This window comes from Streptomyces sp. NRRL S-244, from assembly GCF_000717915.1.
GTDB lineage: Bacteria > Actinomycetota > Actinomycetes > Streptomycetales > Streptomycetaceae > Streptomyces.
The window spans coordinates 37,046-50,368 of record NZ_JOCX01000006.1; the positions used below are offsets into that span (position 1 = coordinate 37,046).

11 protein-coding genes are annotated in these 13,323 nt (G+C 72.1%); 6 read left to right on the forward strand and 5 right to left on the reverse strand.

What is annotated here, in order from left to right; translation table 11 throughout:
• Positions 1-13 precede the first annotated feature (13 nt).
• From IF02_RS0109055 to IF02_RS0109065, 3 genes are all read right to left on the reverse strand, one after another.
• Positions 14-1,363 carry a M20/M25/M40 family metallo-hydrolase gene (locus IF02_RS0109055; RefSeq protein ID WP_030155112.1) on the reverse strand — a complete coding sequence of 450 codons (1,350 nt, stop codon included), beginning with the start codon at positions 1,361-1,363 and terminating at the stop codon, positions 14-16.
• The gene (locus tag IF02_RS0109060) at positions 1,356-2,189 is read right to left on the reverse strand and encodes a M55 family metallopeptidase (RefSeq protein ID WP_030155113.1); all 834 of its coding nucleotides are present in this window, start codon (positions 2,187-2,189) and stop codon (positions 1,356-1,358) included. The genes IF02_RS0109055 and IF02_RS0109060 overlap by 8 nt, the downstream gene beginning before the upstream one ends.
• A gap of 236 nt (positions 2,190-2,425) precedes the next feature.
• The gene (locus tag IF02_RS0109065) at positions 2,426-2,869 is read right to left on the reverse strand and encodes an SRPBCC family protein (protein WP_030155115.1); all 444 of its coding nucleotides are present in this window, start codon (positions 2,867-2,869) and stop codon (positions 2,426-2,428) included.
• Positions 2,870-3,046: 177 nt separating this feature from the next.
• Between IF02_RS0109065 and IF02_RS0109070 the strand changes: the two genes are divergently transcribed.
• From IF02_RS0109070 to IF02_RS0109080, 3 genes are all read left to right on the forward strand, one after another.
• Positions 3,047-4,087 (forward strand): Rv2578c family radical SAM protein, encoded by a 1,041-nt coding sequence (locus tag IF02_RS0109070; protein ID WP_030155116.1) that lies wholly within the window; start codon positions 3,047-3,049, stop codon positions 4,085-4,087.
• A gap of 112 nt (positions 4,088-4,199) precedes the next feature.
• Positions 4,200-5,792 carry an alpha/beta hydrolase gene (locus IF02_RS0109075; RefSeq protein ID WP_030155118.1) on the forward strand — a complete coding sequence of 531 codons (1,593 nt, stop codon included), beginning with the start codon at positions 4,200-4,202 and terminating at the stop codon, positions 5,790-5,792.
• Between the two features lie 108 nt (positions 5,793-5,900).
• Entirely contained in the window at positions 5,901-7,307 is a 1,407-nt protein-coding gene (locus IF02_RS0109080) for an acyltransferase family protein (RefSeq protein ID WP_051696027.1), read from the forward strand.
• Here IF02_RS0109080 and IF02_RS0109085 read toward each other — a convergent pair.
• Entirely contained in the window at positions 7,293-7,766 is a 474-nt protein-coding gene (locus tag IF02_RS0109085; RefSeq protein WP_078621986.1) for a RidA family protein, read from the reverse strand. The two genes, IF02_RS0109080 and IF02_RS0109085, sit on opposite strands and share 15 nt — an antisense overlap.
• A 13-nt stretch (positions 7,767-7,779) precedes the next feature.
• Positions 7,780-8,376, reverse strand: coding sequence for an adenylosuccinate lyase (locus IF02_RS0109090; RefSeq protein ID WP_030155122.1), 597 nt, complete (start codon positions 8,374-8,376; stop codon positions 7,780-7,782).
• Positions 8,377-8,743: 367 nt separating this feature from the next.
• Between IF02_RS0109090 and IF02_RS0109095 the strand changes: the two genes are divergently transcribed.
• From IF02_RS0109095 to ccrA, 3 genes are all read left to right on the forward strand, one after another.
• Positions 8,744-10,558: a 3-hydroxyacyl-CoA dehydrogenase family protein gene (locus tag IF02_RS0109095; protein WP_051696029.1), complete on the forward strand. Its 1,815-nt coding sequence runs from the start codon at positions 8,744-8,746 to the stop codon at positions 10,556-10,558.
• Between the two features lie 187 nt (positions 10,559-10,745).
• Positions 10,746-11,573: a TetR family transcriptional regulator gene (locus tag IF02_RS0109100; RefSeq protein ID WP_030155126.1), complete on the forward strand. Its 828-nt coding sequence runs from the start codon at positions 10,746-10,748 to the stop codon at positions 11,571-11,573.
• Between the two features lie 405 nt (positions 11,574-11,978).
• A complete protein-coding gene (ccrA, locus tag IF02_RS0109105; protein WP_030155128.1) occupies positions 11,979-13,316 on the forward strand; it encodes a crotonyl-CoA carboxylase/reductase in 1,338 nt (445 codons plus the stop codon).
• Positions 13,317-13,323 lie beyond the last annotated feature (7 nt).

The following is a 13,323-nucleotide window of genomic DNA, read 5'->3' on the forward strand; positions in this document are numbered from 1 at the left end:
CACAGGGTCACCATCACAGGGTCCGCAGGGCGTGGTCGAGGACGCGCACGCCGAAGTGCAGGGCGTCGACGGGGACCCGCTCGTCCACGCCGTGGAAGAGGGACCAGTAGTCGAAGCCGGGCGGCAGCTTCAGCGGGGAGAAGCCGTATCCGGTGATCCCGAGCCGGGAGAACTGCTTGGCGTCGGTGCCGCCCGCCATGCAGAACGGCACCACGTGCCCTTCGGGGTCGAAGCGCTCCACGGACTCGCGCAGGATCCCGAACGTCCGCCCGTCCACGGGGGCTTCGAGGGCCACCTCCCGGTGGTGGAACTCCCAGGTGACGTCGGGGCCGGTGAGCTCGTCGAGGGTGGCGATGAACTCCGCCTCGGTGCCGGGCAGCATCCGGCCGTCCACGTACGCGGTGGCCGTGCCCGGGATGACGTTGAGCTTGAAACCGGCGCTGAGCATGGTCGGGTTGGCGCTGTTGCGCGCGGTCGCATCGACGAGGAGGCCGGCCGGGCCGAGCTTGCCGAGGACCGCGTCGAGGTCGAAGCCGCGGGCGCCTGGGTCGACCGACAGGCCCTGGAGGGCCGCGAGTTGGGTGATGCAGGCGGCGACCGTGCCGGTGAGCCGGACGGGCCAGTGGTACTCGCCGATCCGGGCCACGGCGCCGGCGAGTCTGCTGACGGCATTGGCCCGGTTGGGCTTGGAGCCGTGGCCCGCCGCTCCGTGGGCGGTCAACTTCAGCCAGGCGGTGCCGCGTTCACCGGCCGCGATCGGATAGAGGGCCTGGCCGGGGCCGTTGTGCACGGTGAAGGCGCCGGATTCGCTCAGGCCCTCCGTACAGCCCTCGAAGAGGTGCGCGTACTGGTCGGCGAGGAATCCCGAGCCGTCGACCGCGCTGTCCTCCTCGTCCGCGGTGAAGGCGATCACGATGTCCCGGCGCGGTGTGACGCCGGCCCGCGCCCAGGCCCGTACGACGGCCAGCACCATCGCGTCCATGTTCTTCATGTCGACGGCGCCGCGGCCCCAGACCACCCCGTCGCGGATCTCCCCGGAGAAGGGGTCCACACTCCAGTCGGCGGCCTCGGCGGGGACCACGTCGAGGTGGCCGTGGACGAGGAGGGCCTCGGCGCCGGGGTCGCTGCCCTCGATCCGGGCCACCACGTTGGTGCGGCCGGGCGTGCGCTCCAGCAGGACCGGCTCCGGGCCTGCCGCGGCGAGCCGCTCGGCGACGTACTCGGCGGCGGGGCGCTCGCGGCAGTCGCCGCCGCCCCGGTTCGTGGTGTCGATGCGGATCAGGCCGGAGGTGAACGCGACGGCTTCGTCGAGCGCGACCTGGTCGACCGGGGACTCCTGGGTGACTGCGGGCATGTCAGCCATACTGCTCCTCCACGGCTGCCGAGACGACCGTCGTGACCGCCTTGAAGGTCCGGATCCCCTCGTACATCGTCTCGCTGGTGTACGCGACCCTGCGTTCCCCGAAGCGTTCGGCGCCCGGGACGACGGTGGCGGCCATCGCCAGGTGCGCCGCGTCGAACTCCAGCTCCACGGTGTACGGGCCGCCGCGCACGGGATCCCGGCGTACGGCGAGGGCCGCGGCCTCCTTGGCGGCGGCCCGGATGTCGGCGGCGGTGCGGGCCGGGGTGCGGCAGACGGCGGCGTAGCGGGAGACGTGGTCCTTGACGGCGACCTTCAGCGCGTCGGGCGCGTAGCCGTCGGCGTCGGCGCAGGTCAGGTCGTCGCCGGTGACGAGGATGACGGGCACTCCGTATTCGGCGACGACGTGCGCGTTGAGCAGCCCCTCGCTCGCGCGGGTCCCGTTCAGCCAGACGCCGGTGATGGAGTTGGCGAGGTAGGTGTGGGCGAGGACCCCCTCGGAGCCGGCGCCGGTGTGGTAGCCGACGAACGCGATGCCGTCGACGTCGCCGTGCTGGACGCCCTCGACCATGGAGAGGGACTTGTGGCGGCCGGTGAGCATCTCGGCCCGGTCGTCGAGCTGTTCGAGGAGCAGGTTCCGCATGGTCCAGTGGGCCTCGTTGACGAGGACCTGGTCGGCGCCGCCGTCGAGGAAGCCGAGGACGGCCGCGTTCACGTCGGAGGTGAACAGGGTGCGGCAGCGCTCCCACTGGGGGGTGCCGGGCAGGACGTCGGCGGGCCAGGTGACGCCCGTGGCGCCTTCCATGTCGGCGGAGACGAGGATCTTCATCGGGCCCCCCGGGCGGTCGGCTGCGCGCGGCGCGTCGCCGCTGGGCGGCCGACACGGGCGAAGCCGTCCGGGCAGGCCTCCACGCTGCTTCCGCGCAGGGTTCCAGCCTAGCCTCGCGGGCCCGCTCCGGCCCGGGGGCACGCCCGGGCCGGGGGCTCACGTCGGAGGGTAAGTCCACCCGATCCGGTGAGCCGCCCGGCGCCGGCGGCACTGTCGCAGCGGGGCAACCGCCTTGCTCAGCCCTCGACTTCGGCGGCCAGGTTGGCCAGCAGGGTGTCGTAGATCCGGCCGAGGCCCTTGGGGGCGAAGGTGCGCTCGAAGAAGCCGCCGATGCCGCCGGCTCCGTTCCAGACGGTGGTGACCACGGCCTTGGACCTGCCCTCGCCCGCCGGGGTGACGACCCAGGTGGTGACCATGGTGGAGTTGCGGTCCTTCTCCACGAGCTGGCCGTCGGTCGGCTCGGTGACCTCCAGCAGGCAGTCGCGTACGCGCTTGCTGGTGGCCTGGAGCTTCCAGTGGACGAGGGTGCCCTCGCCGTCGCCGCCCTCGCGCACCTCGTACTCGCTGAAGTGCTCGGGCAGCAGCTTCCCCCGGGTCCCGGTGTAGTCCGCCAGCGCGTCGAACACCGTCTCCGCGTCGGCCGCGATGATCCGCTCCGTGGTGGCCTCGACCTGCGCCATGGCTGTTCCTCCAGCAGTTGTGTCCGCTCTTCGCGGCAAGCCAACCACCTCCGGGGCAAGCGCCCAAATCCGGGTCGGACGCGGCAGCGCACGCGGACGGGGAGCGCGGCCCCGGGCCCGCACGATCATGGGAACGTTTGTTCTATTCTCGGGGCCGAGACACCGAGGGAGGCGCTCATGCGCTGGGACAATCTGACGGGCGGGCCCGGGGCCCCCGACGCGGCGGGGGCGCTCTTCGGGGCCGCCTCCGTCGTCACACGGACGTTCGACACCCCCGAGTTCCGCGGGATCACCTTCCACGAGGTCCGCGCCCGCTCGGTCCTCAACCGGGTGCCCGGCGCCTCGCGCATGCCGTTCGAGTGGACGGTCAACCCGTACCGCGGGTGCAGCCACGCCTGCGTGTACTGCTTCGCCCGCAAGACCCACAGCTACCTCGACCTCGACACCGGCATCGGATTCGACTCGCAGATCGTCGTCAAGACCAACGCCCCCGGACTGCTGCGCCGCGAACTCGCTTCGAGCCGGTGGGCCGGCGCGCACATCGCCATGGGCACCAACGTCGACTGCTACCAGCGCGCCGAGGGCCGCTACCGGCTGATGCCCGGGATCATCGAGGCCCTGCGCGACCGGGCCAACCCCTTCTCCATCCTGACCAAGGGGACGCTGATCCTGCGCGACCTCCCGCTCCTGCGGCAGGCCGCCGAGGTGGCCGACGTCGGCATCTCCGTCTCCGTCGGCTTCACCGACACCGCCCTGTGGCGGACCGTCGAGCCCGGCACGCCCTCCCCCGCCGCCCGGCTGGGAGCCGTACGGACCCTCACCGACGCCGGGATCGAGTGCGGGGTGCTGATGGCCCCGGTGATCCCCTTCCTCGGGGACTCCCCCGAGCAGCTGCGGGCCACCGTCCGGGCCGTCGCCGAGTCCGGGGCGACCTCCGTGACACCCCTGGTACTCCATCTGCGGCCGGGCGCCCGCGAGTGGTTCACGGCGTGGCTGGGGGCCCACCACCCCCACCTCGTCGAACGCTACGAGCGGATGTACGCGGGCGGCTCGTACGCACCCACCTGGTACCAGCGGCAGATCACCCGGCAAGTCCACGAGCTCGCCGCCGAATTCGGCATCGGGCCCTCCCGGCGGGGCGCGGCCCGCCGGATCCCCGTCCCGGAAGGCCCCGCCGGGCCCGCGCCCGCCGATCCGGTCCAGCTCAGCCTCCTGTGACCTCGTACGGCCGCTGAAGGCTCATCACATCGGGCCAATCAGCGGCCCAATACCGCCTTCCGGGCCTGGTTTCCGGGACGATTCCGCCCAGAACCCTCGGCTGGGAGGCCCCATGCTGCACCCTGCGAAGAAGCGCGGCGCGCTGACGAAGCGCGCCGCCGTCCTGCTGTCGGTCGCCACCGCGACCGTGGCCGCCGTCGTCACGAGCCCGGCGGGTGCCGCGCCGGCGGCGGCCACGCCGCTCGCCGCGCCCGCCGCGCTGCGCTGGACCGGCTGTGCGACCCCGCGCTATCCGACGCTGCAGTGCGCCTCCCTCAAGGTCCCGCTCGACCACGACCACCCGGCCGGCCGGCAGATCTCCCTGGCCCTGACCCGGGTCCCGCACACCGCCGCCACCTCGCAGGGCCCGCTCCTGGTCAACCCCGGCGGGCCCGGCGGCAGCGGCCGGGCCCTGGCCGGGTTCATCGCGTCCGCGCTGCCGAAGGACGTGGCCGCCCAGTACGACGTGATCGGCTTCGACCCCCGGGGCGTCGGCAAGAGCGAGCCCACCCTGGACTGCGGGCCCGGCCACTTCACCCCCGTACGCCCGGACTCCGTACCGCTCGACGCGCAGACCGAGCAGGCCAACCTGGACCGGGTGAAGTCCTTCGCCGAGTCCTGCCAGACCAAGCACGCGGACGTGCTCCCGTACATCGGCACCGTCTCCGCCGCCCGCGACATCGAGGTGCTGCGCGGGGCCCTCGGCGCGGCGAAGCTCAGCTACTTCGGCTACTCGTACGGGACCTACCTGGGCGCGGTGTACGCCAAACTCCACCCGGACCGGGTGCACCGCCTGGTCCTGGACTCCGTGGTCGACCCGGGCGGGGTCTGGTACGAGGACAACCTCGCGCAGGACCAGGCGTTCGACGCCCGGCACAAGTCCTTCCTGGCCTGGGTGGCCCAGTACGACGAGAAGTACGGGCTGGGCACCGACCCGGCGGGGGTCGAGGAGCGCTGGTACGCGATGCGGGACGCCCTGCGCGGGGCCCCGGCGGGCGGCAAGGTGGGCCCGGCGGAGCTGGAGGACACGTACATGCCGGGCGGCTACTACAACGGCTACTGGCCGGTCCTCGCCGAGGCCTTCTCGGCGTACGAGGTGGCGAAGGACCCGAAGCCGCTGGTGGCGGCGTACCAGCGGTTCGGGGCGGTGGAGCCGTCCGCGGGCAACGGCTACAGCGTGTACACGGCGGTCCAGTGCCGGGACTCGGCCTGGCCGAAGGACTGGAACCAGTGGCGTGCGGACATGTGGCGCACCCACGCGAAGGCTCCGTTCATGACCTGGAACAACGCCTGGTACAACGCCCCGTGCGCGTTCTGGCAGACGGAGCCGCTGGCGGCGCCGGACGTGAGCAACGCCGGGCTCCCGCCGGCCCTGCTGCTCCAGGCGACGGAGGACGCGGCGACCCCGTTCGAGGGGGCGCTGAGCATGAAGGGGAAGCTGAAGGGCTCGGCGCTGGTGGTCGAGGAGGGCGGCGGCAACCACGGGGTCGCGCTCAGCGGCAACAAGTGCCTGGACGAGAAGGTGGCGGCGTACCTGCGGACGGGCCAGGCCTCGGACGCCACCTGCCCCGCCCAGCCGGCCCCGAAGCCGACCACGTCCACCCGCGCGGTCCCCACGACCGCCGGCGGCACGGCCCTCCACGGCCTCCTGGGCTTCCGCGGGTAACGATCAAACCGCTGCCGTATATACCGGTTTGCGGCGTTCGACCCGTCCCGTCCCCGGCACCTCGGTGAACGGGGACGGGACGCGCGGACATGAGCTAGGGTCCCTGCGGTGAAGAAGCTGATATCCCCGCTCGCCCGACGGAAGGCCGCCTCGGCCGCGGGCTCCGCCGCCGGCTCCCGGCTCGGCTGGCTGGACGCGCTCCGCGGCATGGCCGCCCTGGTCGTCGTCCTGCACCACTTCGACGTACTGCGGATGCTGCCGTTCGGCGGGATCGTCTGGCGGAACTTCGACCTCGGCGTGTTCGGGGTCATGCTCTTCTTCATCGTGAGCGGCTACATCATCCCGGCCTCCCTGGAACGCCGGGGCGACGTCCGCGGATTCTGGATCGGCCGGCTCTTCCGGATCTACCCGGCCGTCATCGTCGCCTTCGTCGCCGCGATCATGATGCTCCCGGCCGGGGACGGCTCGGTCGCGCTGCTGCGCACCGGCGACAACCTCGCCTCGCTGGTCGCGAACGGCCTGATGCTCCAGGACATGCTGGGCGTCATCAACGGCATGAACGTCACCTGGACGCTCTGCTACGAGATGGTCTTCTACTTCTTCGTCACCGCCCTGTTCACCCGCGGCCTGCACCGGCACAGCGCCCCGATCGCGGTGGCCTTCGCCGGCGCCGCGCTGGCGATCGGCACGGCCCTCGCCCCCCAGCTGCTGCTGACGGAGCTCGGCTCGGTCCGGCTGCTCCTGATGATCGTCACGCCGATCGTCCTCGTGGGCTTCTGGGGCGTGCTCAGCGGCAACCGGAAGGCGACCGCGGCGGGGGCACTGCTGCTCGGCGGACTCGGCCTGGTGCTGATCACGCTGAACAGCCGGGCCGTTGCGTTCGAAACCTTGATGATCTTCGCGACCATGTTCGCCGGCACCGCCGTGTACCGGGCGCAGCACGGCGGGCTCGGCCGGGTCCCGGCCCTGCTCACCTGCGGGTTCGTGATCGCCGCGGGCGTGCTCGTCGGGTGGCTGTACAACCGGAACGGGGTCCAGGAGAGCACCTGGACCTCGGGCTGGAAGGCCTGGTCGCTCTCGTACCTCGCGGCCTGGGTCCTGTTCGGCCTCTGCTTCCTGCTGCGGGGGCGGCGCTTCCCGAAGCCGCTGACCTGGCTCGGCGCGATCAGCTTCTCGATGTACCTGCTGCACTTCCCGCTGCTGCGCACGATCGGTCCGCCGCTGGGGGTTCCGCCGATGCCGGAGTCGACGCTCGGGAAGATCGCCTGGACGGCGATCTTCCTCGGCGTGCTGCTGGTCGCGAGCCACCTGATGTACCGCCTGGTCGAGCTGCCGGCGCAGCGCCTGGGCAAGCGGGTCCAGCAGGCGGCGAACCGTCGCCGCCCGTCCGCCGCGCCCGCTGCGCCCGCCGCGGGCGGGCCCGGTGTGGTCCTGGGCCGGCAGCCAGAGGGCGCCGCGGGGCGCGAGCCCGTGGCCGCCCACTCCTCGGGCGGGAAGGCTTCAGCCTCCGACTGACGGGACGGGCGGGTCCGGCAGGACCGCGAAGGCCTCAACCTCCAGCAGGAGCTCCGGGCGGACCAGCGCCGCGACCTGGACGGCCGAGGACGCCGGCAGCCGGTCGGCGGGGATGACGGCGTCGCGCGCCTCCCGGACCGCCGGGAGGTGGGCGATGTCCGTGACGAAGTACGTCAGCTTCACCACGTCGCCGAAGGTCGCCCCGGCCGCGGCCAGGCAGCGCCGGAGGTTCTCGAACACCTGACGGGCCTGCGCGGCGGCGTCGCCCTCGCCGACGATCCGGCCCTGTTCGTCGAAGGCGCACTGGCCGGAGACGGCGATGAAGCGCCCGGTGCCCCAGGCGACATGGCTGTAGCCCGTACCGGGGTGGACGCCTTCCGGCGCGGCTATGCGGGTGATGCGGCGGTCGTCATGGCGGTGGTCATGGCTGTCGTCGGGCCTGCTCGTGAAGTCGATCATGCGGTCGATCATGTCAGCGCGGTCGCCGCAGTTTGCGCAGGGCCGCCGTCGCCGCCACCGCGAGGCGGGGGTGGGACTGGGCCTGGGTCAGGATCTCGCGGGCGCGCGGGTCGGCGAGGGTGCCGAGGCCCTCGACGCAGGCCAGGGCGACCCGCCAGTACGGCTCGTGCGGGGACAGCAGCCGCGACAGCGTGGCCATCAGGACCGGCGCCGATTCGGGGGCGCGCAGGGTCGTGAGGAGCCGTACGGGCTGGAGGGCGTAGGCCGTGCGCAGGGTGTTGGTGGCCAGGGCCGCCGCCGCGCGGGCGGTGCGCGGGTCGCCGAGGGCGGCGAGCGCCTCGGCGGCGGCCGCGCAGCGCGGCGGGTCCCGGTGGTTGAGGAGCAGCACCAGCGGCTCGAAGGCCCGCCGGTCGCCGGCCAGGCCGAGGCGGTACGCGGCCAGTTCGCGGGCCCACAGGGGCAGGCCGGCGGAGGTCAGGGAGGCGGCCAGCGCGTCGGGGTCGGCCGCGAGCAGTTCCGCGTATCGGGAGGACTCCCCGGATGCGTCGGACCCCCCTGACTCCCCCGACTGCCCGGCTTCCGTTCGCAGGCGCTCCAGCACGTCGTTCACCCGGCCACCCTAGGGCGGCGCGGCCGCCGCCACGCCGGGTTTCCGCAGATGGCTGATCGATGATCGATGATCGGTACATTTGGGCGGTACAGGTCACATCTCCGTGCTCTGGCGCGGCAGTTACCCGCGGGTTACGCTCCTTTCAACGTACGAGGCCGGCCTGGTGACGCAGCCGCCCCGTATCAGTCGGTTCGGTAGCTCCACGACTCATGTGCATCAGCTACCCCTGCTGCCTTTCGTGTACGGCGTGGCCCCGGGACAGGGTCCGCCGTTCTCCGCCCCGCGCTCTTCGCGGGCCGGATCTCCCGCCGCGCGTCGTGCGCCGTGCGGCCCCTCAGTCGTCACCCTCTTCCACTGGAGTCCCGCGATGGACCTTCCGTCCACGTCCAGTCAGTCCACCGGCCAGTCGGCCTTCCAGACCATCGCCGTCGTCGGCCTCGGCACCATGGGCACCGGCATCGCCGAGGTCCTCGCCCAGGCCGGCCGCGAGGTCATCGGCATCGACATCAGCGAAGCCGCCACCCGCCGGGCCACCGCCGCCCTCGCGGCCGCCACGGCCCGCTCGGTGGCCCGCGAGCGCCTCACCGAGCAGGAGCGGGAGGGCGTGCTCGCCCGCTTCCGCACCTTCACCGAGCTGACCGCCGCCGCCGACGCCGACCTCGTCATCGAGGTCGTCCCGGAGAGCTACGAGCTCAAGCAGCGCCTCTTCCGCGAGCTCGACGCGATCGTCCGCCCCGACACCATCCTGGCCACCGGCACCAACGCCCTGTCGGTGACCCGGCTCGCCGCCGAGTCGCAGCGCCCCGAGCGCGTCCTCGGCCTGCACTTCTTCAACCCGGCCCCCGCGATGAAGCTGGTCGAGGTGGTCTCGAGCGTCCTCACCGCCCCGCCGGCCGTCGAGGCGGTCACCGCGCTGGCCCGCGAGCTCGGCAAGGAGCCCGTCTCCGTCGGCGACCGCCCCGGCTTCGTCGCGGACGGCCTGCTCTTCGGGTACCTCAACCAGGCCGCCGCGATGTACGAGTCGAAGTACGCCTCCCGCGAGGACATCGACGCGGCGATGCGGCTCGGCTGCGGTCTGCCCATGGGCCCCCTCGCCCTGCTCGACCTGATCGGCGTGGACACCGCCCGGACCGTCCTGGAGGCCATGTACGCGTCCTCCGGCGACCGGCTCCACGCCCCCGCCCCGATCCTGGGCCACCTCGCCGAGGCCGGCCTGACCGGGCAGAAGTCCGGGCGCGGCTTCTACACGTACGGGGAGCCGGGCGGCTCCACGATCGTCCGCGACGCGCAGACCCCGCTGGACGGGGCCCGGCTCGGCGAGGGCCGCCCGGTCACGAAGGTCGGCGTGGCCGGCTCGGGCACCATGGCGAGCGGTATCGCGCAGGTCTTCGCGCAGGCCGGCTTCGCGGTGGTGCTCGCCGCCCGCAGCCAGGAGAAGGCGTCCGCCGCGAAGGCCGCGATCGGCAAGTCCTTGGACCGTGCGGTGTCCAAGGGCAAGCTGACCGAGGAGAACGCGGCGCAGACGCTGGAGCGGATCAGCCCGGCCGGCTCGCTGGACGCCTTCGCCGACGTGGACCTGGCCGTGGAGGCCGTCGCCGAGGACCTGGCGGTCAAGCAGGAGCTGTTCGCCGCCCTCGACAAGGTCTGCCGGCCGGGCGCGGTGCTGGCCACCACGACCTCCTCGCTGCCGGTGATCGCGATCGCCCGCGCGACCTCGCGTCCGCAGGACGTGATCGGCATGCACTTCTTCAACCCGGCTCCGGCGATGAAGCTGGTCGAGGTGGTCCGGACCGTCCTGACCTCCGACGACGTGCACGCCACGGTCCGCGAGATCTGCGTCAAGGTGCGCAAGCACCCGGTGGACTGCGGGGACCGGGCCGGCTTCATCGTGAACGCGCTGCTGTTCCCGTACTTGAACAACGCCGTGAAGATGGTCGAGCAGCACTACGCGAGCCTCGACGACATCGACGCGGCGATGAAGCTGGGCGGCGGCTACCCGATGGGGCCCTTCGAGCTCCTCGACGTCGTCGGCCTGGACGTCTCGCTGGCGATCGAGAAGGTGCTCCACAAGGAGTTCCGCGACCCCGGCCTGGCCCCGTCCCCGCTGCTGGAGCACTTGGTGGCGGCGGGCTGCCTGGGCCGCAAGACCGGCCGCGGATTCCGTGAGTACGCCCGCCGGTAAGCAGCGCCCTGGCCAGGTGCCCCCAGAGCCGGATGCGTGGGGAGGGTTGCTCGGGCCTGCCGCTCCCTCACGGCAGGCGAACCCTCCCGACGAGCACTGTGTGCCCAGTGCGGGCCCTCCCCCGCATCCCTCCCTTCCCCACCCCCCTCAGGCGCGCTCCCCCGCGCAAATGAAGTACTTTCGCTCTATGTCCCAGCCCGCCAAGACCTCGTCCCGCGCCGCCACGGCCTCCGACAGCACGGAGAGCGCGGCCGGCACCAAGGCGGCCGCCCAGCGTCTCAAGATGCGCCGTGAGCTCGCCGCCGCCGCCATGGAGCTGTTCGCGACCAAGGGGTACGAGGCGACGACGGTCGACGAGATCGCCGCGACCGCGGGGGTGGCGCGCAGGACCTTCTTCCGGCACTTCCGGTCCAAGGAAGAGGCGATCTTCCCGGACCACGACGACACCCTGACCAGGGCCGAGGCGGTGCTGGACGTGGCCCCGGCGCACGAGCACCCGCTCGACACGGTGTGCCGCGGGATCAAGGAAGTCATGAAGATGTACGCCGCGTCGCCGGCGGTGTCGGTGGAGCGCTACCGGCTGACCCGCGAGGTGCCGGCGCTGCGGGAGCGGGAGATCGCGTCGGTCGCCCGGTACGAGCGGCTGTTCACCCGCTACCTGCTGGCCCATTTCGACGAGACCGACCACCACGACGGCAATGACGACCCGCTGCTGGCGGAGGTGGCCGCGTCGGCGGTGGTGACGGCCCACAACCACGTGCTGCGGCGCTGGCTGCGGGCGGGGGGCCAGGGGGACGTGGAGGCGCAGCTGGACCACGCCTTCTCGATCGTGCGGAAGACCTTCGGCACGGGGATCGGCGCGGGCCGCACCCTCGGCACCGCGCCGGCCCCGGCCCCGGCCGCGCCGGCGGAGATCCGTACGCAGGGCGAGGTGCTGGTGGCGGTGGCCCGTACGGACGCCCCGCTCGACGAGGTCATGCGGACCATCGAAGAGGCACTCAGAAACAAGCAGTAGTCGCACACGTCACAGTGGCCGCTCCCGTTCCGGGGGCGGCCACTTTTGTTTGTCCGACTTGCCCCTACTCACCGGTAACTCTGATCGATCATCGCTCATCTGCGCAGGTCAATAGGCAAATGAGAGAAAGTTTTGGCACGCGGTGCCTTGCTGAGTGACACGGGGTGCCATACGTTGAATCTCGTCCGGATGTCCCCGCGGTCCACGCCCACTCGGCACGAACCGCGCCCCGGATGCCTGCGTCACCAGGCCGCACGCACGCCCCACCACGGGCGTCACGCACGCACCACAGCTCCGCCGGACCGACGGCATTCGCAGCACCGCAGCACCACCACACCACACCCGTTCCACGCACCTGCGTATCCCTCAGCGCACCCTCATCAGCGCTTCGCCGGAGGCAACACCGTGAAGGACATCCTGGACGCGATTCAGTCGCAGGCCGCTACGGCCGCCGACTACGCGGCCCTGCCGCTCCCCGACTCGTACCGCGCGATCACCGTGCACAAGGACGAGGCGGAGATGTTCGCGGGGCTCACCACCCGTGAGAAGGACCCGCGCAAGTCCCTGCACCTCGACCAGGTCCCGGTCCCGGAGCTCGGCCCGGGCGAGGCCCTGGTGGCCGTCATGGCCTCGTCGGTCAACTACAACTCGGTCTGGACGTCGATCTTCGAGCCGGTGTCGACCTTCAACTTCCTGGAGCGTTACGGCAAGCTCAGCGACCTCAGCAAGCGCCACGACCTCCCGTACCACGTCATCGGCTCCGACCTCGCGGGCGTCGTGCTGCGCACCGGCCCCGGCGTCAACTCCTGGAAGCCGGGCGACGAGGTCGTCGCGCACTGCCTCTCGGTCGAGCTGGAGTCCTCCGACGGCCACAACGACACGATGCTCGACCCCGAGCAGCGCATCTGGGGCTTCGAGACGAACTTCGGCGGCCTCGCCGAGATCGCACTGGTCAAGTCCAACCAGCTGATGCCGAAGCCCGGCCACCTGAGCTGGGAGGAGGCCGCCTCCCCCGGCCTGGTCAACTCCACCGCCTACCGCCAGCTGGTCTCCCGCAACGGCGCCGGCATGAAGCAGGGCGACAACGTCCTGATCTGGGGCGCCAGCGGCGGACTCGGCTCGTACGCCACCCAGTTCGCGCTGGCCGGCGGCGCCAACCCGATCTGCGTGGTCTCCAGCCCGCAGAAGGCGGACATCTGCCGCTCCATGGGCGCGACCGCGATCATCGACCGCAGCGCCGAGGGCTACAAGTTCTGGAAGGACGAGCACACCCAGGACCCGAAGGAGTGGAAGCGCTTCGGCAAGCGCATCCGCGAGCTGACCGGCGGCGAGGACATCGACATCGTCTTCGAGCACCCCGGCCGGGAGACCTTCGGCGCGAGCGTCTACGTGACCCGCAAGGGCGGCACCATCACCACCTGCGCCTCGACCTCGGGCTACATGCACGAGTACGACAACCGCTACCTGTGGATGTCGCTCAAGCGGATCATCGGCTCGCACTTCGCGAACTACCGCGAGGCGTGGGAGGCCAACCGCCTGATCGCCAAGGGCAAGATCCACCCCACGCTGTCCAAGGTCTACTCCCTGGAGGAGACCGGCCAGGCCGCGTACGACGTCCACCGCAACCTCCACCAGGGCAAGGTCGGCGTCCTGGCGCTGGCCCCCGAGGAGGGCCTGGGCGTGCGCGACCACGAGATGCGTGCGACGCACCTGGAAGCCATCAACCGCTTCCGCAACATCTGATCCGCCC

Coding starts and splice junctions, on each gene's coding strand:
- IF02_RS0109095 (WP_051696029.1), top strand. CDS start 8,744: ATGGACCTTCCGTCCACGTCCAGTCAGTCCACCGGCCAGTCGGCCTTC.
- IF02_RS0109065 (WP_030155115.1), bottom strand. CDS start 2,869: ATGGCGCAGGTCGAGGCCACCACGGAGCGGATCATCGCGGCCGACGCG.
- IF02_RS0109060 (WP_030155113.1), bottom strand. CDS start 2,189: ATGAAGATCCTCGTCTCCGCCGACATGGAAGGCGCCACGGGCGTCACC.
- IF02_RS0109075 (WP_030155118.1), top strand. CDS start 4,200: ATGCTGCACCCTGCGAAGAAGCGCGGCGCGCTGACGAAGCGCGCCGCC.
- IF02_RS0109070 (WP_030155116.1), top strand. CDS start 3,047: ATGCGCTGGGACAATCTGACGGGCGGGCCCGGGGCCCCCGACGCGGCG.
- IF02_RS0109100 (WP_030155126.1), top strand. CDS start 10,746: ATGTCCCAGCCCGCCAAGACCTCGTCCCGCGCCGCCACGGCCTCCGAC.
- IF02_RS0109085 (WP_078621986.1), bottom strand. CDS start 7,766: ATGATCGACTTCACGAGCAGGCCCGACGACAGCCATGACCACCGCCAT.
- IF02_RS0109055 (WP_030155112.1), bottom strand. CDS start 1,363: ATGGCTGACATGCCCGCAGTCACCCAGGAGTCCCCGGTCGACCAGGTC.